33 protein-coding genes are annotated in these 21,947 nt (G+C 71.9%); 28 read left to right on the top strand and 5 right to left on the bottom strand.

From position 1 onward, the window contains the following. Positions 1-217 precede the first annotated feature (217 nt). From OOJ98_RS34645 to OOJ98_RS34555, 19 genes are all read left to right on the top strand, one after another. A complete protein-coding gene (locus OOJ98_RS34645; RefSeq protein ID WP_267059134.1) occupies positions 218-682 on the top strand; it encodes an RRQRL motif-containing zinc-binding protein in 465 nt (154 codons plus the stop codon). Positions 683-710: 28 nt separating this feature from the next. Continuing rightward, positions 711-1,247, top strand: coding sequence for a hypothetical protein (locus tag OOJ98_RS34640; protein ID WP_267059133.1), 537 nt, complete (start codon positions 711-713; stop codon positions 1,245-1,247). Positions 1,248-1,375: 128 nt separating this feature from the next. Further along, positions 1,376-1,960: a hypothetical protein gene (locus OOJ98_RS34635; RefSeq protein ID WP_267059131.1), complete on the top strand. Its 585-nt coding sequence runs from the start codon at positions 1,376-1,378 to the stop codon at positions 1,958-1,960. Further along, positions 1,957-2,295, top strand: coding sequence for a hypothetical protein (locus tag OOJ98_RS34630; RefSeq protein ID WP_267059129.1), 339 nt, complete (start codon positions 1,957-1,959; stop codon positions 2,293-2,295). Before OOJ98_RS34635 ends, OOJ98_RS34630 begins: the two co-directional genes overlap by 4 nt. Beyond that, positions 2,295-2,462: a pRL2-8 gene (locus tag OOJ98_RS34625; protein WP_267059128.1), complete on the top strand. Its 168-nt coding sequence runs from the start codon at positions 2,295-2,297 to the stop codon at positions 2,460-2,462. Before OOJ98_RS34630 ends, OOJ98_RS34625 begins: the two co-directional genes overlap by 1 nt. A gap of 94 nt (positions 2,463-2,556) precedes the next feature. Next, complete coding sequence (locus OOJ98_RS34620) at positions 2,557-3,516, top strand: ATP-binding protein (protein WP_267059126.1); 960 nt, start codon at positions 2,557-2,559, stop codon at positions 3,514-3,516. 87 nt (positions 3,517-3,603) lie between these two features. Then, complete coding sequence (locus OOJ98_RS34615) at positions 3,604-3,918, top strand: hypothetical protein (RefSeq protein WP_266862567.1); 315 nt, start codon at positions 3,604-3,606, stop codon at positions 3,916-3,918. Positions 3,919-4,008: 90 nt separating this feature from the next. Continuing rightward, positions 4,009-4,686 carry a GGDEF domain-containing protein gene (locus tag OOJ98_RS34610; protein ID WP_267059125.1) on the top strand — a complete coding sequence of 226 codons (678 nt, stop codon included), beginning with the start codon at positions 4,009-4,011 and terminating at the stop codon, positions 4,684-4,686. Continuing rightward, on the top strand, positions 4,683-5,123 hold the full coding sequence (locus OOJ98_RS34605) for a hypothetical protein (RefSeq protein ID WP_267059124.1): 441 nt from the start codon (positions 4,683-4,685) through the stop codon (positions 5,121-5,123). Before OOJ98_RS34610 ends, OOJ98_RS34605 begins: the two co-directional genes overlap by 4 nt. Next, a complete protein-coding gene (locus OOJ98_RS34600) occupies positions 5,120-5,398 on the top strand; it encodes a hypothetical protein (protein ID WP_267059123.1) in 279 nt (92 codons plus the stop codon). Before OOJ98_RS34605 ends, OOJ98_RS34600 begins: the two co-directional genes overlap by 4 nt. Positions 5,399-5,419: 21 nt before the next feature. Then, positions 5,420-5,623, top strand: a complete 204-nt coding sequence (locus OOJ98_RS34595; protein ID WP_267059122.1) for a hypothetical protein — start codon at positions 5,420-5,422, stop codon at positions 5,621-5,623. Further along, complete coding sequence (locus OOJ98_RS34590) at positions 5,623-6,108, top strand: hypothetical protein (RefSeq protein ID WP_267059121.1); 486 nt, start codon at positions 5,623-5,625, stop codon at positions 6,106-6,108. The genes OOJ98_RS34595 and OOJ98_RS34590 overlap by 1 nt, the downstream gene beginning before the upstream one ends. Further along, positions 6,108-6,287 carry a hypothetical protein gene (locus OOJ98_RS34585; RefSeq protein ID WP_266862555.1) on the top strand — a complete coding sequence of 60 codons (180 nt, stop codon included), beginning with the start codon at positions 6,108-6,110 and terminating at the stop codon, positions 6,285-6,287. The genes OOJ98_RS34590 and OOJ98_RS34585 overlap by 1 nt, the downstream gene beginning before the upstream one ends. Before the next feature lie 22 nt (positions 6,288-6,309). Continuing rightward, positions 6,310-6,723 (top strand): NUDIX hydrolase, encoded by a 414-nt coding sequence (locus OOJ98_RS34580; RefSeq protein WP_267059120.1) that lies wholly within the window; start codon positions 6,310-6,312, stop codon positions 6,721-6,723. Between the two features lie 101 nt (positions 6,724-6,824). Then, positions 6,825-7,346 carry a hypothetical protein gene (locus OOJ98_RS34575; protein ID WP_266862552.1) on the top strand — a complete coding sequence of 174 codons (522 nt, stop codon included), beginning with the start codon at positions 6,825-6,827 and terminating at the stop codon, positions 7,344-7,346. Continuing rightward, positions 7,343-8,032 carry a hypothetical protein gene (locus tag OOJ98_RS34570; RefSeq protein ID WP_267059119.1) on the top strand — a complete coding sequence of 230 codons (690 nt, stop codon included), beginning with the start codon at positions 7,343-7,345 and terminating at the stop codon, positions 8,030-8,032. Before OOJ98_RS34575 ends, OOJ98_RS34570 begins: the two co-directional genes overlap by 4 nt. Beyond that, the gene (locus OOJ98_RS34565) at positions 8,029-8,559 is read left to right on the top strand and encodes a hypothetical protein (RefSeq protein ID WP_266862548.1); all 531 of its coding nucleotides are present in this window, start codon (positions 8,029-8,031) and stop codon (positions 8,557-8,559) included. Before OOJ98_RS34570 ends, OOJ98_RS34565 begins: the two co-directional genes overlap by 4 nt. A gap of 243 nt (positions 8,560-8,802) precedes the next feature. Further along, positions 8,803-9,735: a ParA family protein gene (locus OOJ98_RS34560; protein ID WP_267059117.1), complete on the top strand. Its 933-nt coding sequence runs from the start codon at positions 8,803-8,805 to the stop codon at positions 9,733-9,735. Next, the gene (locus OOJ98_RS34555) at positions 9,735-10,670 is read left to right on the top strand and encodes a hypothetical protein (protein ID WP_054219720.1); all 936 of its coding nucleotides are present in this window, start codon (positions 9,735-9,737) and stop codon (positions 10,668-10,670) included. Before OOJ98_RS34560 ends, OOJ98_RS34555 begins: the two co-directional genes overlap by 1 nt. Positions 10,671-10,737: 67 nt before the next feature. On the opposite strand, the gene OOJ98_RS34550 is transcribed toward OOJ98_RS34555, so the two are convergent. Then, positions 10,738-11,043: a hypothetical protein gene (locus OOJ98_RS34550; RefSeq protein WP_267059116.1), complete on the bottom strand. Its 306-nt coding sequence runs from the start codon at positions 11,041-11,043 to the stop codon at positions 10,738-10,740. 633 nt (positions 11,044-11,676) lie between these two features. Here OOJ98_RS34550 and mobF point away from each other — a divergent pair. Both mobF and OOJ98_RS34540 read left to right on the top strand, forming a co-directional pair. Next, positions 11,677-13,455 (top strand): MobF family relaxase, encoded by a 1,779-nt coding sequence (gene mobF / locus OOJ98_RS34545; RefSeq protein ID WP_267059177.1) that lies wholly within the window; start codon positions 11,677-11,679, stop codon positions 13,453-13,455. Next, complete coding sequence (locus OOJ98_RS34540; protein ID WP_267059115.1) at positions 13,452-13,805, top strand: hypothetical protein; 354 nt, start codon at positions 13,452-13,454, stop codon at positions 13,803-13,805. The genes mobF and OOJ98_RS34540 overlap by 4 nt, the downstream gene beginning before the upstream one ends. 814 nt (positions 13,806-14,619) lie before the next feature. Here OOJ98_RS34540 and OOJ98_RS34535 read toward each other — a convergent pair. Together OOJ98_RS34535 and OOJ98_RS34530 are read right to left on the bottom strand one after the other, a co-directional pair. Next, positions 14,620-15,087: a hypothetical protein gene (locus OOJ98_RS34535; RefSeq protein WP_266862539.1), complete on the bottom strand. Its 468-nt coding sequence runs from the start codon at positions 15,085-15,087 to the stop codon at positions 14,620-14,622. A gap of 92 nt (positions 15,088-15,179) precedes the next feature. Then, a complete protein-coding gene (locus tag OOJ98_RS34530; protein WP_267059114.1) occupies positions 15,180-15,674 on the bottom strand; it encodes a hypothetical protein in 495 nt (164 codons plus the stop codon). Positions 15,675-15,934: 260 nt separating this feature from the next. Here OOJ98_RS34530 and OOJ98_RS34525 point away from each other — a divergent pair, with 260 nt between their 5' ends. Further along, a complete protein-coding gene (locus tag OOJ98_RS34525) occupies positions 15,935-16,405 on the top strand; it encodes a hypothetical protein (RefSeq protein WP_267059113.1) in 471 nt (156 codons plus the stop codon). Positions 16,406-16,522: 117 nt separating this feature from the next. Continuing rightward, a complete protein-coding gene (locus tag OOJ98_RS34520) occupies positions 16,523-17,581 on the top strand; it encodes a replication-relaxation family protein (protein WP_323177968.1) in 1,059 nt (352 codons plus the stop codon). A 54-nt stretch (positions 17,582-17,635) separates the two neighbouring features. Here the strand turns inward: OOJ98_RS34520 and OOJ98_RS34515 are convergent, their stop codons facing one another. Continuing rightward, positions 17,636-18,340, bottom strand: coding sequence for a hypothetical protein (locus OOJ98_RS34515; protein WP_267059112.1), 705 nt, complete (start codon positions 18,338-18,340; stop codon positions 17,636-17,638). 243 nt (positions 18,341-18,583) lie between these two features. On the opposite strand from OOJ98_RS34515, the gene OOJ98_RS34510 reads away from it, so the two are divergent. The 5 genes from OOJ98_RS34510 (at position 18,584) to OOJ98_RS34490 (ending at position 20,951) form a co-directional block, all read left to right on the top strand. Further along, complete coding sequence (locus tag OOJ98_RS34510; protein WP_267059110.1) at positions 18,584-18,850, top strand: hypothetical protein; 267 nt, start codon at positions 18,584-18,586, stop codon at positions 18,848-18,850. Then, positions 18,819-19,352, top strand: a complete 534-nt coding sequence (locus OOJ98_RS34505) for a DUF6879 family protein (RefSeq protein ID WP_266862527.1) — start codon at positions 18,819-18,821, stop codon at positions 19,350-19,352. Before OOJ98_RS34510 ends, OOJ98_RS34505 begins: the two co-directional genes overlap by 32 nt. Positions 19,353-19,368: 16 nt before the next feature. Then, a complete protein-coding gene (locus OOJ98_RS34500) occupies positions 19,369-20,217 on the top strand; it encodes a helix-turn-helix transcriptional regulator (RefSeq protein ID WP_267059109.1) in 849 nt (282 codons plus the stop codon). A 96-nt stretch (positions 20,218-20,313) separates the two neighbouring features. Continuing rightward, positions 20,314-20,496: a hypothetical protein gene (locus OOJ98_RS34495; protein WP_266862523.1), complete on the top strand. Its 183-nt coding sequence runs from the start codon at positions 20,314-20,316 to the stop codon at positions 20,494-20,496. A gap of 44 nt (positions 20,497-20,540) precedes the next feature. Next, a complete protein-coding gene (locus tag OOJ98_RS34490) occupies positions 20,541-20,951 on the top strand; it encodes a DUF6415 family natural product biosynthesis protein (RefSeq protein ID WP_267059107.1) in 411 nt (136 codons plus the stop codon). A 245-nt stretch (positions 20,952-21,196) separates the two neighbouring features. Here OOJ98_RS34490 and OOJ98_RS34485 read toward each other — a convergent pair. Further along, positions 21,197-21,947 (bottom strand): helicase associated domain-containing protein (locus OOJ98_RS34485; protein ID WP_267059106.1); only part of this gene is annotated, 751 nt, incomplete at its 5' end.

Raw genomic sequence — 21,947 nt, 5'->3', positions numbered from 1 at the left:
CTGGGTGGGCGAGGGCTGGACAGGCCGACCGGCCACCTCGCGCCCCGCCGACAGCACGACGTCGGCGGGGCGCGGCGCTTGCTGTCCACCGACACCAGGAGGAACCGCTCGTGCTCATTCCCCGCCCGCGCCGCCGGATCGGCCGGCCCCGCCCGCAGCGCCCCGGCCCCCGCTACCCACACCGCCCCCACCGGCTCCCCGGTACCTGGAGCCGGTGATGCCCCGCCCTCGGAAGAAGGGCCGACGCCGCGAGGTCAAGAAGGTGCCGCGCAGCACCGCGACGCTGGAGGAGTTCGACCGGCGCTCCTGCCCCGAGGGCCTTGTCACCCGCAGGCAACTGCGCGAGCAGGGCCTGAGCCCCGGCGGGCACGGCCCGGTCGCCATCCTGCGCTGCAAGTACTGCGCGTTCCGCCCCGACATCTCGTGCAACCACCCCACCAGGGGCTGGCTGTACGACGTGGCGCTCGCCCGGCCGAAACGTGTGCCGACGATGGCGCAGGAATGGGCGCTGGACCGGGCGATGGCCGCGAGGTCCACGTGCCCGGAATGCCGCAGGCGCTACTACTTCTGCCTCCCGCTGCGCACCCAGGGCTGCTGCGACCCCTGCGCCAGGGGATACGAGCCCAGCCCCGACACCTACTTCGCGTCCACGGCCCCGGTCATCCACCGGCTCGCCGCCTGATCAACGAACCCCTCGAAGGAGAGTCACCGTGTCGCTGTTCACCCGCACCGCCCCCGCCCCTGTTCCCGAGCCGGAGACGTGGACGCCGGAGGGCACGCTCGTCTCCCAGCGCTACCGGGCGCTGGAGGGCGCGACCGTCCTTGTCTACACCGCCGACGCCGACCGGAGCACCGCGCACTACGCCGCGGCCTGCCTGGGCTGCACCTACCGCGCGGACCAGAACGCCGGCCACAACCCGATGTCGGAGGCGGAGGCCGCCAAGGCGGCCAACGCGCACGCCACGGCCTGCCGGTCGATGCCGCGCGGCGTGCCCGCCCGGCCCGACGACCCCGAGGCCGTCGAACTGATCCGCTCCCGGCTGTGGCGCCACCGGTACGGCACGGCGCCGCGTCCGGTGCACCTCGCCGACTTCAACGCGCTGCGCGTCGACGTCCAGCGCTCCACCGACTGGATCAAGGCGCTGCTGGCGTCCCTCGCGCAGACGGAGCCCGGCTTCCTCACCGCGACGCCCACCAGCTCCGGGCAGGGCACCCGCTTCACCGTCCAGCCCTTCGGCCGGCCTTGACGTACGAACTCCGCCCCCGGCCACGCAGGCCGGGGGCGGAGCGGCACACCGGGGCGACCGCAGCATCGGCAAGGAGGCCGGCCGCCCCGCTCCCTTCACCCGAGATTCGAGATCAGGAGAACCCCAGCATGCCCCGACTGACCCTCACCACCGAGCGCCTGGCCCTCTTCGGCACCCTGCTGGCGACCTTCGGCGAGCTGCACCCCGCCTGTGACCACTGGGTCCAGGGCTCGAAAACGGCTTCCCGGAAGCGGATGTACGGCGAGGACCTGGTCCACGCCGACGGCTCCCCGGCCACGCCGGACTCCACCCGCCCGACGATGACCACCAGCGCGCTCGGCAGGCGTGCCGTGGCCTGTCACGTCGCCTCGTACACCGCCGTGCAGCTCGGGGCGACCGTCGCGATCACCCGCGCGTTCGGCTACCGCGTCACACCGGCCGCGCTGCTCGCCGGCGCCGCCATCAACGCTGGGACGCACGCGGCGATCGACCGTGGGGCCGCTCTGCTGTGGCTGGCGAAGAAGACCCGGAAGACCGGGTACATCGAGCACTGCCAGGCGGTCCGCCTCGACGACGAAGGCACGGTCACCAAGGAGCTCACCGGGCCCGGCAGTTCGTGGATGGAGCTGGACGCCGCACTGCACCGCGCGATCGGCGTCGGCGCGGCCGCCGTCACCGTCTGGCTCACCACCCGCCCCGGCGCCCGCCGGTGACCCGCACCCGCATCGAACGCGTCCGCGCCGCCGTCGGCATCGCCTCCCTGGCCCTCCAGCAGATCGAGGACGACCTCAGCGCCGACGACGTCGACCAGGAGGAGCTCGCCGCGATCCTGCGCGAGCTCATCGAGGACACCGACCCGCCCGGCGGCTTCATCCCGTTCCTCGCGCAGCTGGTCACCGCCGCCGCCCGCAGGGCTGAGCAGATCGAGCCCGACCGCGACGGTGACGCCTCCTGCCCGCTGCACGAAGCCGCCGCCCTGATCACCGACAACGCCGGGATGCGCCTCATCTGGGCGGCCCGCTCCCTCCAACCGCAGGGAGAGCGCTGATGGCGAACACCAAGGCGGAGAACCCGCCCCGGGGTCAGTGCACGCAGTGCTGGCACCACGCGTACGCCAGCCGCCAGGCCCACGCCGGGCTCGGTCCGCGCGAGGACTGCCCGCAGTGCGTGGACCACATGAACAACGGCCACCCCAACCACATGATCGTCCGCTGACGGCGCTGCGCGAAGCCGCCGTACTGCTCACCTCCCACGCCGGGCAGCGCCTCATCCGGGCTGCCCGGCACCCTCACCCGCAAGGAGATCTCGCATGACCGAGCTGATCTACCCGGAGATGCCCGAGCACAGCCTCGTGGTCCTCATCGGCCCGTCCGGCGCCGGGAAGTCCACGATCGCGCGCACCTGGCCCGCCTCTCAGGTCCTGTCCCTGGACGCGCTGCGCGAGGTCGTCAGCGACGACGCGGGCGACCAGGACGCGACCGGCGACGCGGTCGCAGCCCTGCACCTGCTCCTGGAGGCGAGGATGCGCCGCCGGCTGTTCACCGTCGTCGACGCGACCAACGTCACGGCAGCAGCCAGGGAGCCGCTGGTCGCCGCCGCCAAGCGGCACGACATGCTTCCCATCGCGGTCATGGTCACCACGCCCGGCAGCGTCTGCATCGAGCGGCAGGGCCCGAGGCCGGCCAACCGCACGGTGCCGGAGGACGTAGTCGTCAAGCAGCGCCAGGACATGGTCGACTCCCATCGGACCCTCAAGGCGGAGGGCTTCCCCGAGGTCGTCTTCTCCGACAGCCTCTACCGGCTGCTGCCGTTCCTGGAGCGCCTGAGCGGGACGCGGCAAGCCGACCTCGGACTGGACGGCAGCGACGGCCTGGGCGAACTGAACCTCGTACGCCGGACCTTCGGCGAGGAGATCCTGCCGCTGTGGCGGTGGAAGCCCGGCTCGAACGTCGCCGGCGGCGACCGCGTCGCGGAGATCCGCCTCGGTCAGATGTACCTCACCCTCGCCCTGCGCACCGACGTGGACGGTGAGGGCGACGTCGGGTTCGACGTGATGGTGCCGTGCCCGGACGACGACGAATGCACCGGCTACGCCTGGGTGCCCGCCTACAGCGTCACCTGCCTGTTCCGCGCGCTGAACGGCGACCTGGACGACGACGAGGACATCGTCTGCACCGTCCACGGCCCGAACAACGACGACGACCAGGACGACGACCCCGACGGGCGCGCCGACCTCGAAGAGCAGGCCCTCGAAGCGATCCGAGGCTGACGGACCTCCGTGCTGCCCCGGCCCCGGCTCACCGCCGGGACCGGGGCGGTCGCGGTGGTCCCTCAACCGCCGCGATCACGAGAGGAGATGGACGTCATGACCCAGCCCCCGTACTACGAGGTCGACGTCCCTATACGGAGCACCGAGACACCCGGCCTGGAAGGCGTGCACGTCTTCACCGGCTGGGCGGACAGCCGCAGCGCCGCCGTGAAGGCCGCGCACGAGGTCTACGACGCGGCGCGCGCCGCAGCCGAAGCCGGACGCGAGATTCCCCACGGAGGTCCGGGCGGCTGGTGCGCCTGTGGATACCGGCCCGGCTGGGAGCTCGACTGGCCCGCCGCGACGGCCGGCCCCTGGAGGAGCCCGTACAGCTGGCTCAACTCCAAGCCCTTCGAGATGTAGCTCTGCCCCGGGACAGCCGCTCTGCTTGGCGGCTTCGACGGCTGCCCCGGGCCCACCCAACCCGTACGAGACGAGAGGGAGATCCTCAGTATGGACTCCGTTCTGCGCGTACAGGGCCGGATCGGCCCGCGCACCCTCCTGATCACCACCGCCGCCCTGCCGCTCACCGGCTGGACCGTGCACGCCCTGGCGCTGCACCGCAAACTCGCGGCCACCCGGAAGGACCCGCTGACCGGCCTGCTGCGCCGCGACGCCTACACCGCCCGTGCCCGCCGGCTCCTGGTCCGCCACGGCGACAAGGTGACCGTGGTCATGGTCGACGCCGACCACTTCAAGCAGATCAATGACGGCATGGGCCATGCGGCCGGGGACACGGTCCTCGCCGCGATCGGAGCCCGGCTCACCGCCTGGGCGGGCCCGCGCGCGTCCGTGGGCAGGCTCGGGGGCGATGAGTTCGCCGTGGTCCTGGAGCTGACCTCCGACCGTCGCGCGCACCGCCTGGAGCAGCTGGTCCGGATGCTGCACACCCCGGTCACCCTGGACGACGGCCGCACCGTCGACGTCGCCGCCTCGGTCGGCGCCGCGGCCCCGGCCTCGGTCGGCTCCCGCGACCTGACCGTGCTCCAGAGGGCCGCCGATGCCGCCCTCTATGACGGCAAGCACTCCGGCCGCGCGGCCTTCGCGACGGCGCAGCACGTCACCGTGCCGTCCATCAACGGCCGCCGGGCCGGGCGTCCGGGTACGGCCGTGTGGGGGCGGGCCGCATGAGCATCGCGACCCTGCCCGAGGGCGACTGGATCCGCGGCATCAGCATCCGGCAGCCGTACGCGGCCTGCATCCTCGCCGGAGCCAAGACGGTGGAGAACCGGCCCGCCCGGTGGCGGACCGGCTGGGTGCTGCTGCACACGAGCCAGGCCGTCGACCGGCCCGCCCTGCGCGTCCCGCTGATCGGCCGCACGATCCGCGACCGCCAGCTGGTCACCGGAGCGGTCGTCGGCGTCGCCCGGATCACCGACTGCCACCAGGACCTCGAGGGAGCGCCGCTCTGCTCGCAGTGGGCGCACCCGGACTCCTGGCACCTGGTGCTCGCCGACGTCCAGGAATTGCCCCTGCCCGTCCCCGCGCGCGGGCAGGTCGTGCCGTGGAAGCCGACCCCGGACCTGCTGGAGCGCGTGTTCCAGCAGCTGCCCGACTTCCGGCCGTGACCCGCACCGGAGACAAGAAGAAGCCGTTCGAGCCGGGCCTGGTCCCGGCTCCCGGCACGCTCCTCGAATGGCGCGACAGCCAGCACTACGACCGCTGGCAGGACCGCCCCTGCGTGCTGTGCGACAAGCCCACGCCGATGCGCTCCCACGCCGGGGAGCCCGTCCACAAGGCGTGCGCTGAGGACTGGATCGCCGCGAACCCCGTTGAGGCCCGCCTCGGCAGGTTCGCCTCCGACACCCAGTCCAAGAGCACCAAGCGCGCCACCCACGCCTGACCCCTCCCCCCGGAGGTCCCCATGAGCAGCACCGACCGCGACGTCGACCACACGCTCGCCTACCCCGAACCGCCGGCCTCTCCGCTCTGGCACCGCCACGGCACCGCGAAGGCCCGGCCGCTCACGCCCGCTGAGCAGAAGCGCAACTGCGAGCTCCTGGTGCTCGCGCAGCGCACCCCCCGACCCCGCTCCCGCTCCACCAAGACCCTGGCGGAGGCCAACTGATGGACACCAAGCACTGCGCCGTCGACGGCTGGGTCGACGCCATCCCCACTCCCGGCCGCCGCTCGGACACCGCCACCTTCGACCTGATCGTCCGGCCCGCCGACATCGACACCCTCGCCGACGACGCGCCCGACACGGTCGTCTCCTGCATCAGCGGCGACCCCCGGATCACCCACGCGCTGCTCACCGGCATACAGCCCGGCGACCTGCTGCGCGTCACCGGCACCCTGGTCCAGCCGCAGGCGCCCGGCGAGGACGCCCACCTCACCGTCGACGGCCTGGAGGTCCTGGACACCGCGCTCATCCCGGTCCTGAGCGACATGGTCATCGACAGGTACGCCGACTACGTCGTCATCTTCGACGGAGACCACGACCAGGTCCCCGTCTTCACCGCGAGCGGCCGGTGGGTCGGCCTGGCCGACAACCCCGACGCCATCGCCACCCTCATCGACATCGACGAGCGCGTGAACGGCGGTGACGCCTGATGGCCACCGTCGCGCCCTCCCGCACCGTCCTGGAGCGCTTCCCCGCCGGAGGCCCCCGCGGCTCCTGGCCGGCCGAAGCGTACGCCGCTGCCCAGCGCGCTCAGGGCACGCAGGCGGAGGTCGTGATGGACCTCCGCACCGACCAGTTCCTCGTGGTCACCGACACCACCACCCACTGATCCACTTCACCGAGAGGTACACATGACCGAGACCGAGACCACCCGCTACACCGCCGACGTGGTCGCCCTGACTCTCGACGGCAACGTCCTGCTGATCGAGCGCGACTGGCCGCCGTTCGAGGGCGCCTGGGCTTTGCCGGGTGGCCACCAGGACGAAGGAGAGACCAGCCGCATGGCGGCCGCCCGGGAACTCCTGGAGGAGACCGGAGTCCGCGTCGACCCCGACCAGCTGCGCACGATCGGCACCTGGGACCAGCCGGGCCGCGACCCGCGCGGCAGGTACAGCACCGATGCCTACCTCGCCGTCGTCCCCGCCGGCACTCCCATCGCCGCCGGGGACGACGCCCGCACCGCCCGCTGGTGGCCCCTGGACGCCCTGCCGGAACGACTTGCGTTCGACCACGCCGACATCCTCCGCGCGGCCACGACCTCCTGAGCCACACCGCAGCGAGCCCCGAAGCGCCGCACCCCGACCGGAAGGCCGGGGTGCGGCGCTTCCCCGTTCTCACCACCCATCAGCACACCGAGAGGCCCCGCGTGTTAGCCACCCTCATCACCGCCGCACTCACCATCGTCGCCACCCTGCTGGGCGCGATCGTCAGCGGTCGCTTCGCGGAGCGCGCCGCCGAACGGTCGGTGCGCGTCAGCCACGGCGAGGCGATCCGCCGCGACCGGCTGGAAGCCGTCACCGCGCTGGCCTGCGCCGCCAGCGACCACCGCACGGCGATGTGGAGGCGCGGCGACGCCGTCCTCACGGGCGCCAGCTCCGAGCGGATCGAGACCCTGCGCGGCGAGAGCCACATGACCCGCAGCGCGGTCACCCGCCCGCTGGTCGCCCTGCGCGTCCTCTTCGAGGACCAGGCCGTGCGCGCCGCCGCCGACCGCATGATCACGCTCACCTACGCGATCCGGGACGCGTACGCCACCACCGAAGACCTCACCGCCGCCCGCGAGGCCGCGAAGGTCGCGCACGACCAGTTCGTGAACACCGCCGCCCGCTACCTGAGCCCCGCCCCGTCGACGGCCAACCGCACCCCCGAACAGGAGCCCACCCGATGAAGCGCCCCACCTTCCGCCGCTGCGGGACCGCCCCCGGCGCCCTCTCCCCCGAGGACCAGGCCGTCGTCGACCAGTTCCGCGCGATGCTCACCGCCGTACGCAACCCGCAGCCCTGGACGCCCGGCGGCTCCCAGGACATCGCCGTGCGGGTCGGCCCGTTCGTGGAGCGCGCGCACACCCGGCCCGGCGACGACCACGGCCCCGAGATGATCGCCGTGGCCCTGGTCCACCCCGACACCCCGCACGCCGCGGGCTACCTCCACGGCCGCCGGCTCGGCTACACCGAACGCGGCTGGCTCCGCTGCGACACCAGCGCGATCCTCGGTGTCTGGCAGCCCGGCTACGCGATGCTCACCCACGCCGCCGCGAACCTCTCCCTGCCCGACGACGTCGGCATGGAGCTCGCGCACTACGCCCTCTACATCGAGGCCCGCAAGCGCGACGACAGCCTCGACGGCTACACCCTGCTGCGCCTCGGGCCGTACACCCAGACCCGGCACGCTCAGCAGGACTACGACCGGCTCACCGCCACGCTGGAGGGCCGGGAGACCACCGCGGTGCCCGGCTTCCGCGTCTCCGCGCGGTACGCGCCGTTCGACGTCAGCGACCATCAGCTGTTCGTCGACCCGTACGAGGCCGACGCCGTCGCGCTCCTGGACGCCGCCGTCGCGGGGGTGAGCGCATGACCACCCCGGCCCTGTACGAGATCGAGACCAGCGAGAGCGACGACGGCACCACGCACCCCGCCGAACAGCTCTGGACGCCCTGCGCCGACGGCGCGGCCGACCACGGGTTCATCGCCCACCAGGGCCTGTTCGTCGCCGGGATCGACGGAGCCGACGATGACCTTTACCCGGTCGGCTTCCTGGTCCTCGGGCACCAGCGGTGGGCCGACGCCATCGAGGCCGCCGCCGCGTACATGTCCCGGACCCACGGCTGGCGGAACCTGCATCTCTACCCCGGCGACGACCCGGCGGTCCTCATCCCCCGCATCCCGCGCGCCGTCCACACCCACGGCGCCTTCTTACGGCACCCGCACCCCGAACACGGCTGCGGATGCGAGTGGGACGACACCTGGCGCATGGTCTGGGCACCCAGCACCGAGCCCGGAGCCATCCCGATCACCGCCCTGCGACACCCCGCCGCCCCGGCGACCGCCGCCGGCCTCCCCAACCCCGACGAAGACGGTGCGCCCGCGACCTGGGCGACCTGACCCCTGCTCCACCCGAAGCCCTGCCTCCGGCCCCGTGCCGGAGGCAGGGCTTTTTTCGTTTCTGGAGGCAGAGCCGTCAACTCCGCGCCGTCCGGCACTCGATGGATCATGAGCCCGGAAATGGACTCCCCAAATGGGGAGCGACGCTCGCAAGCCAGTCCTGGCAAGGGTTCTGGGTGTGCCAAGATGCCCCTGCCGCGCACGGTGCGGCCCACGCATGAGTAACAAGGAAGGGCACCCCCCGTGCTGAACCCAAGCGCAGCGCAGCCGATCGAACCCCCCGAGGGAAGTACCGTCGTCGGCACAGGGAAGGGCGGCGTCGGCAAGAGCACGGTGGCCGCGCACCTCGCCGGCGAATCCGCGGCTGCCGGGGAGCGGACCCTCCTCATCTGCGTGACCGGGCAGGATGACGACGACCTCGGCATCAAGCGGTTCAACCGCGGAATCCACCCGGAGGGCCCGTCCGTCATAGACGGTGAGGGCCTCTACAGCGCCATACACGATCGCACCCCGCTCCGGCCGATCCGGGAAGTACGCCCGAACCTGGACGTGATGCCTGGCGGGCCCAAGGTCGGGGAGATCGACGGACTCCTGATGCTGCGCACGCTCCAGGAAGGTGCAGGCGTCGTCATGTCGCTCGCGCAGGCCCTGGCCCCGATCGCGGCTCTCTACGACCGCATCATCTTCGACAGCGCCCCGGAGAAGGACTCCCTGGAGCAGCTGGTGCTCGCCGCCGCGAAGTACCTCATCGTGCCCACCCGCTCCGACGATTCCTCGGTCCGCGGCATGGAGCGCATCAGCAAGAACTTCAAGCTGGTGAAGACCCAGGTGAACCCTCACCTCCAGATGGCCGGCGCCTTCCTCTACGGCTCGAACCGCGCGGCGACGCTGATGCACGCGGCCGTCTACGAAGACATCCGCACGGCTCTGGGCGAGGGCACGCCGATCCTGGAGACGATCGTGGGCTACCGAGAGGTGCCCGCCCGCAACGCCCGCAAGAAGGGCCTGCTGTTCGGCGAGTACGCCGACCTGCTCCCGACGACCGCGACCACCTACGACGTGAAGGCCGGCCGCGCCACATCGGCCGACGTCGTCCCGGACACGATCATCCCGCTGGCCAAGGAGATGCGGGAGCTGAACCAGGAAATCTTCGACCACACCAGGAGGAGGGCCTGATGGGCCTGTTCGACGTCGACGAAGAAGCCCAGCAAGGCCAGGGCGCAGGCGGCCTCTTCGGTGGAGGTCTGGCGGCAGCGGCCGGTGCGGCGAGCGTGGTGGTCAAACCACTGCCCGGCACCTCCCTCGCCTTGATCCCCGCGCCGTACCAGCCTCACAGCGAAGACGAGCTGTCCGACCAGGAGCGCGCGGACCTCGAAGCCTGCAAGGCCGGGGTCGACAACCTCCGCAACGCCTTCTGGATCGCGGGCAAGTCGTTCGAGACCATGAGCGTGGCCAAGCTCCACCGCGAGGAGAACCCCAACTACGCGGCATGGGTCTGGGACACCTGGGAGGTCTCCGAATCCCAGCTCTACCGGCTCATCGACGAATGGCGCGTCGGTGAAGCGCTCGCCAACCTCGGGCACAAGCCGCCGGAGTCCCACGTCCGCGCGATGACCGAGCTGCGTCGGCAGACGAACGACAAGGTCGCGATCACGGTCTACGACACCATCGCCCGATGCAGCCCCCGTGTCACAGGGGAGCTCGTGGAGAAGGTGGTGGGCGACCTCGGCTTCCTCCCGAAGGACGCCAAGCCCGCTGACGTCGGCCGTCGCGTCCGCGAGCTCCTGGAGGCGCCGGAGAAGAAGTCCGACGCCGACGAGAAGAACGATGGTGTCCCCGACATCAGCTCGCTCGGTGACGACTCCCCAAATGGGGAGTCGAGCCAGAAGCCCAGCAATAGCAAGGCGGACCCCCTTGCGACGAAGGACATCGAGCGACTGCAGAACACCCTCGCCTCCCTCCAGGAGGCGGCGAAGAAGGTGAACAAGTCGGCAGCACGCCGGGCCGTCGAAGCGCAGCCGGACATCGCCGTCCCGCTCATCCAGGAGATCGGCTCGCTGCTCCAGCAGATCGACAGGGCGGTGGCGATCAGGCTCCCGAAGGCGGAGTGACCTCCGAGGTCGATGACGAAGGCCGGCCCCAGACCACCGGGGCCGGCCTTCCGCGTTCCCGAAGCCGTCAGGGCCCGGTGAGGATGTCGTGGGTGCCGATGCGACGCCAGATCACGTGCGGGGTGTCGGGGCGACGTGCCGGTCCGTATTGCCACGTGGCGCGTCCTGCGGGGCCGGTGCCCATGGACCAGGTGAGCTCGTAGATCCCGGTCGCCCGTTGAACGCGCTTGACGCGAAGGCCGGCGCGGAACCGTCCTCCGGCGCGCAGATCCTCGACGAAGGCCGCCACGGTCTGGCGGAACTTGCGGCGCTGTTCCGGGGTGAGGCGGTCCAGGTCGGCGGCGAAGCGCGGCAGGGTCTCGTACGTGGGCACGGTGAACCTCCAGGACGCACGAAGCCCCCGGCCGGTCGGCCGGGGGCGGTGGTGGCTGTTCGTGTTGAAGGGCGTCGGTGACGTGGTGTGCTCAGCGGTGGTGGACGGTCCGGGGAGTGGTGCGCTGGTGCGCGTTGGATGGCGTGGGAGTCGGCTGGAGGCGGATGTCGTAGTGGGTGGTGCTGTCGGTGCGCAGCATTCGCACGGCCGCCGTCAGCTCCCGTCGCGGCCGTTCATCAGGTCGTTCCACTTCTGCTCGATGACCGGGTCGTTGGTGCAGCGGGTGCAGTGGGGCAGGTAGTCGGTCCGTGTGGGGTACGGCACGCCAGCCGAGCGGACGACGACCCTTGGGCGGCGCGTGAGCGGGCGACGGCACAGCGGGCAGAGGTCTGCGTGGATCAGTTCGTTCAACATGGGGCGGACTGTGCACACGTCGGCGGCTTACCGTCTCGGGCTGCCGGGACAGCCCGCCTGGCGGGCGCTCCGGTAAAGACTTGGTGATGGCCTCCCGCCCGGCGGGAAGGACCCCGGATCGCGCTTTTATGCAGGTCATGACCGGTGTTCCATGGCCCGGTGATCAGCAAATCGGCGCTCCGTCCGGGTGACGGAGTGCGCTACCTCTTCCGCGGCGTGATGGTCGGTGACGGCCACCGCCCCGCAGGCACGGCGCTGCGCGACGCCCAGGACGAGGCCGGCGTCCCGCCCGGGATCTGGCGGGGCCGGGGCCTGGAGGCGGTCGGCCTCACGGCCGGGGACGTGGTGAGCGAGCGGCAGGCCGAACTGCTCCTGGGGGAAGGCCGGCACCCGGACGCCGACCGGATCGAGCGCGAGCGCCTGGAGGCGGGCGACGATCCGGCGAAGGCCCGGCGGGCGGGCGTGCTGGGCAGGCCCATCGAGCACAACCGGTCGCCGAAGACGGAGAAGGCCAAGGAACGCGTCCCCTGGCTGGGCATGGACCTGGTGTTCCGGCCGCCGCCGACGGCGCACATCGCGTGGGCGCTGATGGGTGACGAAGAACGGCGGGTGCTGGAGCTGTGCCAGGACATCGCCGTGGACAAGACGCTGGAGTGGCTGGGGGAGTCGGTCGCGCAGATCCGGTCGGGGAGCGGCGGCAAGCACCGCACACCGGTCCGCGACGGGCTGATCGTCGCAGTGTTCCGGCACTACGAGTCCAGAGCTGAGGAATCGAAGCCGCTGCTGCACGATCATGCGGTGGTGTCGATCCGCGCCCGCCGGCCGGACGCCAAGGGCACGTGGGGCAACCTGTCGGCGGACACGCTGCTGTCGCATATCGTCGCCGCCGACACCCTGTACCTCCTGTTCTTCATGGAAGAGGTGTCCGCCCGGCTCGGGTGGGCCTGGGAGCCGCGCGAGGTGACACCCGGCCGCCGTCCCGTCATGGAGATCGCGGGCATCGACCAGCGGCTCATCGGCTGGCAGTCCACGCGCCGTCAGCAGATCGAGGAAGCGATGTTCGTCCTCACAGCCGAGTACGTGGAAGAGCACGGGCACGAGCCGGGGGAGAAAGCCGCCTACGGGCTGGCCTGCCGGGCCGCCGACCGGACACGCCCGCCCAAGCGCAAGGAGCCACGGCCGCTGTCCGAACTGCGCCAGCGGTGGCGGGAGTCGGCCATCGACGCCTTCGGCGCCGACGTCATCAACCGGCTGGCGCAGCGGGCGCGAGCGGCGGCCGCCGCGGTGTGGGCGCGGGTGCGGCCGGTCATCGACGTCGCCCTGGCGGCCGTCGACGTCGTCGCCGTGGTGTACGTGATGCGCGGGGCGTTCAAACGCCACCACCTGCTCGCCGAAGCGCGCCGCTACCTCTCCTACGTCCTGCGCGGCCGACCCCACCAGCCGGGCCTGGACGAGACGATCGTGCAGACCGTGGTCGACGACTACACCCGCCCCGTCGCCCGGGGCCTGATGATGACCGCCGACCTGCACGCCCTGTACCCGCGCGACACCAGCGACCAGGCCGTGCTGCGCCCGCTGACCCGCAACCGGACGCTTCCTCTCTACGCGCGGGCCCGCCTCGCCGCCGACGCGTTGAAGGCCCGGATGCACGCGGCGCGCCGTGCGGAGCGCCTGGGCTCCCGAGCCCGCCCGCACACCGTCGCCGTGCCCGGCACCTCGAGGTCCGGCCTGCTTCCGTTGCGCCCGGACCGGGAGGCCAACCGCGCCCAGGAGCAGCAGCAAGGAACCGAGGCTGCCGCGCTGGAGCAGACCCGCTCCACGATCGAGGCCGTCGCCCAGATGGCCGCCAAGCTCCAGGACACAGTCCGGGAGCGCGCCGCCGCCCGCGCCGCCGCCCACGCCGCCCGGCAGCGGCCCACCCCGCCGGCACCGTCACACACCCCGCCGCCCGGCGTGCAGCCGACGCCTGGCCGGACACCCACAGGAGGACTCGCATGACCACACCGGAGACCCCCGAGATCCCGGAGCCGAAGGACGTCCTCGCCCGAGCCCGCGCAGCCAGTGAGGAGATAGCCGCCGCGCTCGATGAGGACCAGGAGCCCGAGCCCGAGAAGCCCGCGGGCTGGCAACCGATCTGGAAGCGGCCCCGGACACCGAAGTCGAAGGCAGCCAAGAAGAAGCAGCTGGACGATCAGCGGGAGCGGCTCCAGGACGCCGCCAAGCGCCGCCTCGCCGCCGGGGAGTCGCGCCGGCCCCGCTCCCGGCAGAGCCGGATCGGCAACGCGGCCGCGCGCCGCGATGCCCGCGCCCTGTCCCGAGTACGGCACTCCAACGCCTGGCTGCGGTGACGATGCCCGGCATCGTCCACCGAGTGGAACTCACGATGTCCTGCACCCGGTGGCGATGCACGCCACCGGGTGGAGCCCACTCAGTGGCGTCCACTCAGTGGAGCCCACCCAGTGGACTCCACCGTGGTGCGCACCGGATGACGATGGACGCCACTCTGGTGCGCACCACGATGTCCGCCACCGCACCCGGTGCGCCTCGCGACGATGCCCGGCACTCTCGCGCGCACCACGATGTCCGGCACCCGATGCTCCGCACCGCACCCGGTGCGCACCGCCCGGATCGCGCGCACCGGTCGACGATGCCGGGCACTCTCGCGCGCACCACGATGTCGGGCACCCGATGCTCCGGACTCCACCCGGTGCGCACCGCCCGGGTCGTACGCATCGGCGGGCCCGACCCCTTGTCCACCTCCAGGCGGGAGGTCGGTGACCCCTTGTCCAGGTCGGGGCGGGCGCACGTTTCCCCTTGACCACGTTGGATAGCGGAGCGTTTCCCCTTGTCAGAGCCGGTCTCGGCTTTCGATCAGACAAAAGTCAAGGGGCTGTGTGATATAGGAGCCCGCTCCCGCCTGCGGACGGCGAACCGTGACGGATGCGCGCACTCGATCCGCGCGGCGCGCGGGGTGCACCGCACCGTCCGGGAGGTGCGGTGCACCGGATGCGCGCGGCGCGATGCACGGTGCGCACGGAGCACCGCACCTCCGGGGAGGTGCGCGCACCGGATGCGCGCGGCGCGGTCCACGGTGCGCATCGCGCGCGCCTCCCCCCGGTGGCGCGCGCACCGGATGCGCACCACCGGCGGGCCCGGTGCGCACTACACGGCGGTGAGGCGCACCGGGTGCGCACCGGCCGGTGCGGGGTGCGCATCGAGGGCCTGGCCCACGCCGACGGCCTCCAGCTGGCGCAGGACATCGGCGACGTCCTCGTGGTCCTCGGTGAGGAACTGCGCGGCGAAGTCGATGACCGCGCGGGCGATGCCCTCCGCCGCGTCCGGCCCGGCCTGCGCCCAGACCCGCAGCGAGGTCACGAAGACGCGCCCGAGGGCCTCCAGGGCGAACGTGTCCGCGCACGGCTCGCCCGCCTGCGGACCGGGCAGCGCGGTGACCGGGACGACGATCCGGGTGACGACGTCGACGAGCAGCTCGGGCATCCGCGGTTCGGCGCCGGCGAACTCGCGGGCCGCGTCGACGTCGTCGGCCTGGACGGCCCGGAGGTAGTTGAAGGCGCTGATGGCCGCGTGCGGGGTCATCGGGGCGAGCGGCATGGTGGTGGTGTCGGGCATAGGTGGCTCCTCATGTACGGGCCGTCTCGCTGATCGGAGGGCCGCAGGATGTGATTGCTGGCGGGGGAGGCGCGGGGCGGTGAGCGCGGGGCTCACCTGGCGCGCGTCACGGGGCGGTGGTGTCCACCGGGCAGGCCGCGGACGATGCCGGCCCGCGCGTCCAGGAGCAGGCGGCCCCTCGCGCACGACTCGTAGGTGTTCAGGGCGTGGGCGATGTTGTCGCGGCTTTCGCGTTCGACGAGGACCTCCGCGATGAAGACGAGGATCGTCTGGGCGATGCCCGGGGCGGCGTCCGGTCCGGCCTGCTGCCAGTTGCACAGGCCGTACAGGAAGACCTTGCCGAGAGCCTCCAGGGCGAAGGAGTCCCATGTCGGTGCGTCGTCGTCCGGGCCGGGCAGAGAGGTGCCTGCCTCGACGATCCCTTCGGCGATGCCGGTGAGGAGGGCTGACATGTGCGGTTCGGCGAAGATGAGCTCGCCGGCTATCCGGGCGTCACCGGCCTGGATCGCCCGGAGATACCTGAAGGCACTCGCCACTGCTTCCTCGGTCAGCGGCTCGAACAATGCATCGGCGGGGTTCTGCTGCATGACAACTCCTCATCGATGGCCCGCCACGCTGATCGCGGCGGCCTCAAGAGGAGCCTCTAATTGCGGCCCTGTGGACAGAGTCCGGGCACCGACGGTGAGCACTGCCTCGTAGCCACCGCGCCGCGTTTTCCCTTGACCACGTTGGCTACGTGCGACATACCGCCCATTTCGATGGGGGAGAAATCTCCGTCCCGGCACGCTGCGCGACGACCTGGGAAAAGGCGCTGCCGCCTGGGACATGCCGCTGGGAGACTGCGGGGATGACCACGCAGCGGCTGCCGTTCCCGGTCCCGGACGACCGGGCCCACTACTTCGTCACCGGCTACGCCGACATGCACGACCTCGTTGAGGACCTGGTCGTGCCCGACGGTGTGCCCGAGGCTGCGGCGACGGTCCTGCGTACGGCCCGCGAGCTGCTGCGCCAGTCGTACTACTGCTACGAGTTCTCCACCGTGGCGGTCATGCACTCCCTGATCGCGGTGGAGATCGTGCTGCGCGACCGGATCCCGGACGCGGGCAAGAAGCCGCTGCACCAGCTCATCAAGCAGGGTGCCAACGCGGGCATCCTGACCGCCCGGCAGGCGGAGTACCTTGATGACGGCCGTAAGATCCGCAACCGTCTGGTGCACGGCCACACCGCGCACGCTGTGATGCCGCCGGCCATGTCGGTGCCGATGGTGACGACCTCGTTCGCGATCGTCTCCGAGCTCTGCGCGGCGCCCACCGGATGATCACAGCTCGGTAACGGTGATCAGTGATTCGTCACACCGTTGGCTTTCTCGACACCTCTAGCAAGTGAGGGGGGATTCCATCCGGACCCCCGCGCCACCTGCGTGAGGAGCCACGTCATGACGTACAACAACAGCGCCCGGCAGCCCGACCCGGAGCCGCGCCCGACCTGGACAAGGGGTGCTGAGCACCTTCCGGGCGACCCGGAATCCAGTGCCGTGAACGGTGCCGCGAACGATTCCAACGTCGTGCCCATCACCGCAGCTCACACCGCCCGTCAGGGTGCCCTCCAGCACGCCGACACCTCTCTCCCTTTCCCTGAGACGTCGGCGAAGGGGAAGAAGTCCACTCCCACGGCCGGGAAGGTGCGGGCCGATGCGCTGCGGATGCTGGGGTGTGTGCGGATAGCGACGGTTCGGCAGATGGCTTCGGTGATCACGGCGGAGGATGCGGATGGTCGGTCGTACGTGCGCAGGGCGATGAAGAAGCTGGCGGAGCTCGGGCTGGCGGAGACGAACGGCAAGGCGGGAAAGCATCCGATCTGGAACCTGACGGTGGCGGGGCAGAAGGCTCTGGCTGACGGCAACGAGCTGCCTCTCCGACCGAAGGCCGGCACCGGAGCGAAGGCGGTGAAGGCCGGGTTCGGTCCGCACGGGGTCGCGGTGACGGACACGATCCTCGCCTTCGGCGGCCGGGACCATCTGACCGGCTGGCAGGTGGAGGTCAACCACGCCATCAAGGAGACCGGCCTCAGCTTCAACACCGACGCCGTCCTCGCGTGGCCGACCAAGACCAGCGAGGTGCGCCTCTTCGAGCTCGACAACGGCACCATGCCCCAGGCCCGGCTCGCACGTGAGGTCTGGGACTACGAGCGCTACGCCGGGCACCGCGTCTGGGAAGGCGCCCGCGGCACGATCGGCGGCACGTTCCCGTTCTGGCAGCGCCACCGCTACACCCGCTCGAAGACCTTCCCGCGGCTGCATGTCGTCTTGGCAGGAAAGGCGGAGCACCTCCTCGACAACCGCCTCCAGGCGCTCGCCGCCGACGTGGAGGGCATCGCCGTGGCGGTGTGGGTGAACACCCTGCCCAGGCTCCAGCGGGGCGATCCCTGGTACGAGATCGGCGTCGACGACCCGTACGTTCGCCGCGAGCGCTACCCCGAGCCCGCCGGCCGCTGACGTCCGAGCCGGGCAAGCCCTTCGGTGCGGGAGGGCTTGCCCGGGGCGGCCCGGCTACGCCATGGCGGCGGCCACGGTCTCCAGGACGACGCGCTGCTGCGGGTCGACGGGCACGTCGGCCTGGCGCAGCGAGCGCAGCGTGGTGCCTTCGGCGCACAGCCTGCACAGCCCCATCACCGGCATCGGACCGGCGCCGATCAGGGTGTGCGAGGAAGAGCTCTCGTAGACGGGCCGGTAGCAGCCAGGGCACAGGCGGCAGTCCTCGAGGTCGTCCGCCGGCGGTGCGTCCGGACCGAGCACCGGCACGATCCGCAGGAGGCTCTCCCCGGCTTCCGCCCACAGGCCCATCGGCCGTTCCGCGCTCCGCTCGAAGACGACGTCGCCGTCCGGGTCCTCAGGGGTGCGGACCCGGGCCAGCGTGCCGACGCCTTCCTCCGGGTGGTCGGGCATGAACGCCAGGACAGTCTTGTGGCCGGGGCTCTCGGTCACACCGAAGACGTGGCCGCGCCCGGCCGCGAGGGCCGCGCCCACCTCGTTCAGCCCGCCGTCGACGTCGTTGCGCAGGCGCAGCGGCCAGGCTGCCGGAACGCCGTCGATCTCGGCAGGGGAGGAGGTGATCAGGATGCCGTTGCCGGACTGGCGAACGTCCAGGTGCTGCATCCCCTCGGTGGAGTGGAACGCGGTGCCGAACCACTCCGTGGCCGGGCGGTCGCTCTCGCCCCGTGAGCGGCGTGGCTTGTGCTGCTTGTGACGTCCCATGCTGTGCCTCGCAGACGTGACCCCGTGCGCGGGCCGATCGGTCCGCTGAACGGCACAACCGGCAGCCCGCCGGCCCCGGCACGCCGTGGACCCGTCGGCCACCCGTCCGGCCCACCCGGCTGTCGCTTTCGGCGCGCTGCTGACCGTACGGGGGACAGATCCGGCCCTGGTCTTGACCGAGGGGGCCGGGGCGCGGGACGGTCGGCGCAACTAAGCGCAACCGACTCGACACGGGAGAGCGCCATGACGTTACGGTTCGTCGGGATCGACCCGAACACCGGAGGCGGTGGATCGCCGACGGTGTGGGTGGAAGAAGAGAGCGCCGACCTGATCCTTCAAGGCGAGGAAGCCGAAGCGTTGTTGAAGGCGATGGTCGGCGGGACCGAGTGGGTGCCCGGCCACGCGGCGGGCATCCCGCCGCACGAGACGGTGATCCGTATCCCCGTCCGGATGGCGGCGATTCTGAGGGAGGCGTGCAATGTCGCAGAGCAGCGTGCCGGACTTCGCTGAACTGCTGAGGGGCGCTCAGCACAGCGCGGTGCACCTGGAGATGCGCGACCGCTACGGCGTCGGCGATGAGGCCGAAGAGATCGAGCTGTTCGCCCGGACCGGTCAGATCGACCTGGACCCCACGGCCCGCTGGTGGCCCGAGTGGCTCGGACTGGTCAGGGAGACCCTGGCCAGGGGAGTGGTGATGCGGCGCGCCCGGATCGTCTCCGAGCCGGTCACCGACTACATCCGGTGGGAGCACGCCGCCACCGTGCTGAACGTGGGCGCCGGCGAACAGGTCCGCTGGCTGCCCCGCCGCAACGCCTCGGACATCGCCCTGCCGGGCAACGACTTCTGGCTGATCGACGACCGCCTGGTGATGTTCCACTTCTTCAGCGGCGACGGCGACTGGGTCGACCCCGGCTGTGAACTCACCGAGGACCCGGCCGCGGTGAGCCTGTGCGCGTCGGCGTTCGAGACGGTCTGGGAGCGCGGCATCCCGCACGAGAAGTACACCGTCTAGGCCCCTGAGCAGCCACATGACCGCCTCTCCATCCTCCAGCGCACAAGCAGCCCGCGAGGCGCTCGCCGTGCGGCTGCAGCACCTGCGCAGGGACGCCGGCCTCACCGGGAAGGAACTCTCCGCCCGGTGCGGCTGGCATCCGGCGAAGACGACCAGGATCCAGAAGGGCGAGGCCCCGCCCTCGGACGCGGACATCCGCACCTGGTGTGCGGCGTGCGGCGCCGACGACCAGACCGAGGACCTGATCGCCACCGCCCGCGCCGTCGACTCCATGTACCTGGAGTGGCGCCGCCTGCACCGCAACGGGATGCGTACCGTCCAAGAGGGCTGGTACGCCCTGCACGAGCAGACCCGCGTCTGCCGGGTCTACGTCTCCAACGTCCCGCCGGGCTTCTTCCAGACCCCGGCGTTCGCCACCGCCCTCATGGGGCAGATCACGACCTTCCAGGGCACGCCGAACGACGTCGCCGAAGCCGTCGCCGCCCGGGTCGCCCGCTCCCGGTTCCTCTACGAGGGCGGCCACCGCTACGTCGTCCTCATGGAGGAATCCGTCCTGCGCTACCGCACCGCCGACCCCGACGCCATGCGCGGGCAGCTGCGCCACCTCCTGGCCGTGATGCCGCTCGCCTCCGTCTCGCTCGGGATCATCCCGTTCACCGCGCAGCGCACCGTGTGGCCGCTGGAGGCGTTCTACCTCCACGACGACACCCAGGTCGTGGTGGAGACCCTGACGGCTGAGATCAAGGTGAAGCAGCCGCGCGAGCTCGCCGACTACGCCAAGGCGTTCACCGGCCTCGCGGAGATGGCCGCGTACGGAGACGGGGCCCGCACGCTCATCCGGGCCGCGATCGACGCCCTGGAGTGAACCTCCGCAATTCTCCGCAACTTCGTTGAGGGCGCCGCCCGTAGCTGCGTAGCGTCGACGGCACCGACGGACCACCAGCCGGAGAGGCGGGTCCCCATGCGTGCACACACCGACTCCACCGCCCCGGCCCCGGAGGGCCGCGGCCTCCAGCCGCCCGCCTACGGCGTTCCCTCCCCGGCCCTGCTGGCCCGCGCGGACCGCGGCTTCGCCCGGTTCCTCGCCCAGCAGAACGAGGACCAGGACGACGGGGCCGACGGCGGCGAGGACACCCAGCGGTGACCGCCGGCCACCCGCGCGAAGACGCCCCAGCAGCGAGGCCCGCCATGCACACCAGCAGCCACACGGTCCTGTACGACCCCGACGGGCTGATCGAGGCGGAGCTCCCGCTCGACCGCGAACCGTACGAGAGCCTCGTCAAGGCCGTCCTCGCGTGGACCGGCGAGGACACGCTCGCCGAACGCGACTACGAGCAGATCGGCCTCCAGCTGACCGGCCACGCCCGCGCCGTCGCCTCCGACGTCCGCCGCCGCGCCGACCAGCTGCCCAAGAGCAGCGGACGCCGGGCGCTCGCCGACGTCGTCCTGCGCGAGGCGGAAGGCCGGCTGTCCGCGCCGCTGGAGGGCACCGTGCGCTGCGTCCAGAACCGCGCCCGCCTCGTGCGCGCCCTCTACGAACGGCTGGACCGCCTGGAGGCCGCACCCGCCCCGGAGAGCGTCGCACCGAGCGGGGTCTGAACCGCGCCCCTTCGCCCGCTCCCAGCCGCAACACCCGGTGAAACACCACCGCGCAACACGGGTGCAACGGGCCCCGCGTTTCACATCTGACCTGCGGGAACGCCCGAAGGAAGCCGGGGTGGCCCGTTGCGTTTCACCCTGCGTTGCAGGTCCTCGCGGGCATCCGACGCCGAACAGCCGGCCTGCCGACGCACGAGACCCCGGACCTTGGCAGGCCCGGGGTCCGGTCGGTGGCGGGGGAGCGGTCAGTAGCCGTCGCGTTCAGAGGGCGGCCCGTACTGCTCGATGAGGTCACAGGTACATGTACCGCCCGCGTAGAGCGTCTTGTCGCACTCATCGTGGTGGTCACGCTGAGGCGGTGCGGCCTGCACGGCGGCGGGCTGCGCCGGAGCGTCCTGGGCGACCCGGACCGCTCCTGCCCAGTCGACGCCCAGCGCGGCGAGGGCGGCGAGCTGGTCGGCGCTGAGCTTGTCCCGCCTCGATTTGACGTTCGAATTCCACACGCCCAGCTTCACGGTCACCGGCTCCGCCTCGCCGTCGACCACGATCGTCTCGCTGTGCCCGCGCGGCACGGGCCGGTCCGCGCCTTCCCGCTCCACCCACTGCGCCAGAGCCGCCAGGCCCCGCTGGAAGGCCGCCTCCGCCTTGCTCCCGGCCTTCTTCGGGCCCTTGGCCGCGTCGGCCGGCGCTGCGGGGAGCTCCGCCGGGGCGGCAGCGGTCAGGGGGAGGGTGGCGCCGCGGATGCCCAGGGCGGTCAGCCGCTCGCGCTGCTCGGGCAGGAGCTGCGCCCAGGTACCCGGCTCCTGCTGACGCCACCTCCAGGTGCCGATGTCATCGCCGTCGTGCATGACGCCGCCCGCGATGTAGGGCAGCACGCCGTCGGCGTCGACCAGATCGGCGAGCACCCGGTAGTGCCGCTGCCAGTTCAGCGGCCACGGGCAGTCCCAGTCCGGGTCGATCTCGGTGAGCTGCTGCGCGCGCTTCGCCGCCCGGTCC

This window comes from Streptomyces sp. NBC_00083 (assembly GCF_026343295.1).
In the GTDB taxonomy this organism is placed as follows: Bacteria; Actinomycetota; Actinomycetes; order Streptomycetales; family Streptomycetaceae; genus Streptomyces.
The sequence above is the reverse complement of the archived record's forward strand: the minus strand, read 5'-3'. Positions and strand labels throughout refer to the sequence as shown.

Excerpts from the sequence above, each read along its gene's own strand:
- OOJ98_RS34635 (WP_267059131.1), top strand. The coding sequence starts at position 1,376 with ATGCCCCGACTGACCCTCACCACCGAGCGCCTGGCCCTCTTCGGCACC.
- OOJ98_RS34610 (WP_267059125.1), top strand. The coding sequence starts at position 4,009 with ATGGACTCCGTTCTGCGCGTACAGGGCCGGATCGGCCCGCGCACCCTC.
- OOJ98_RS34605 (WP_267059124.1), top strand. The coding sequence starts at position 4,683 with ATGAGCATCGCGACCCTGCCCGAGGGCGACTGGATCCGCGGCATCAGC.
- OOJ98_RS34615 (WP_266862567.1), top strand. The coding sequence starts at position 3,604 with ATGGACGTCATGACCCAGCCCCCGTACTACGAGGTCGACGTCCCTATA.
- OOJ98_RS34525 (WP_267059113.1), top strand. The coding sequence starts at position 15,935 with ATGACCACGCAGCGGCTGCCGTTCCCGGTCCCGGACGACCGGGCCCAC.
- OOJ98_RS34645 (WP_267059134.1), top strand. The coding sequence starts at position 218 with ATGCCCCGCCCTCGGAAGAAGGGCCGACGCCGCGAGGTCAAGAAGGTG.
- OOJ98_RS34570 (WP_267059119.1), top strand. The coding sequence starts at position 7,343 with ATGAAGCGCCCCACCTTCCGCCGCTGCGGGACCGCCCCCGGCGCCCTC.
- OOJ98_RS34595 (WP_267059122.1), top strand. The coding sequence starts at position 5,420 with ATGAGCAGCACCGACCGCGACGTCGACCACACGCTCGCCTACCCCGAA.
- OOJ98_RS34625 (WP_267059128.1), top strand. The coding sequence starts at position 2,295 with ATGGCGAACACCAAGGCGGAGAACCCGCCCCGGGGTCAGTGCACGCAG.
- OOJ98_RS34585 (WP_266862555.1), top strand. The coding sequence starts at position 6,108 with ATGGCCACCGTCGCGCCCTCCCGCACCGTCCTGGAGCGCTTCCCCGCC.
- OOJ98_RS34590 (WP_267059121.1), top strand. The coding sequence starts at position 5,623 with ATGGACACCAAGCACTGCGCCGTCGACGGCTGGGTCGACGCCATCCCC.
- OOJ98_RS34495 (WP_266862523.1), top strand. The coding sequence starts at position 20,314 with ATGCGTGCACACACCGACTCCACCGCCCCGGCCCCGGAGGGCCGCGGC.
- mobF (WP_267059177.1), top strand. The coding sequence starts at position 11,677 with ATGGTCGGTGACGGCCACCGCCCCGCAGGCACGGCGCTGCGCGACGCC.
- OOJ98_RS34505 (WP_266862527.1), top strand. The coding sequence starts at position 18,819 with ATGTCGCAGAGCAGCGTGCCGGACTTCGCTGAACTGCTGAGGGGCGCT.
- OOJ98_RS34565 (WP_266862548.1), top strand. The coding sequence starts at position 8,029 with ATGACCACCCCGGCCCTGTACGAGATCGAGACCAGCGAGAGCGACGAC.
- OOJ98_RS34530 (WP_267059114.1), bottom strand. The coding sequence starts at position 15,674 with ATGCAGCAGAACCCCGCCGATGCATTGTTCGAGCCGCTGACCGAGGAA.
- OOJ98_RS34555 (WP_054219720.1), top strand. The coding sequence starts at position 9,735 with ATGGGCCTGTTCGACGTCGACGAAGAAGCCCAGCAAGGCCAGGGCGCA.
- OOJ98_RS34620 (WP_267059126.1), top strand. The coding sequence starts at position 2,557 with ATGACCGAGCTGATCTACCCGGAGATGCCCGAGCACAGCCTCGTGGTC.
- OOJ98_RS34580 (WP_267059120.1), top strand. The coding sequence starts at position 6,310 with ATGACCGAGACCGAGACCACCCGCTACACCGCCGACGTGGTCGCCCTG.
- OOJ98_RS34510 (WP_267059110.1), top strand. The coding sequence starts at position 18,584 with ATGACGTTACGGTTCGTCGGGATCGACCCGAACACCGGAGGCGGTGGA.
- OOJ98_RS34520 (WP_323177968.1), top strand. The coding sequence starts at position 16,523 with ATGACGTACAACAACAGCGCCCGGCAGCCCGACCCGGAGCCGCGCCCG.
- OOJ98_RS34490 (WP_267059107.1), top strand. The coding sequence starts at position 20,541 with ATGCACACCAGCAGCCACACGGTCCTGTACGACCCCGACGGGCTGATC.
- OOJ98_RS34500 (WP_267059109.1), top strand. The coding sequence starts at position 19,369 with ATGACCGCCTCTCCATCCTCCAGCGCACAAGCAGCCCGCGAGGCGCTC.
- OOJ98_RS34535 (WP_266862539.1), bottom strand. The coding sequence starts at position 15,087 with ATGCCCGACACCACCACCATGCCGCTCGCCCCGATGACCCCGCACGCG.
- OOJ98_RS34540 (WP_267059115.1), top strand. The coding sequence starts at position 13,452 with ATGACCACACCGGAGACCCCCGAGATCCCGGAGCCGAAGGACGTCCTC.
- OOJ98_RS34515 (WP_267059112.1), bottom strand. The coding sequence starts at position 18,340 with ATGGGACGTCACAAGCAGCACAAGCCACGCCGCTCACGGGGCGAGAGC.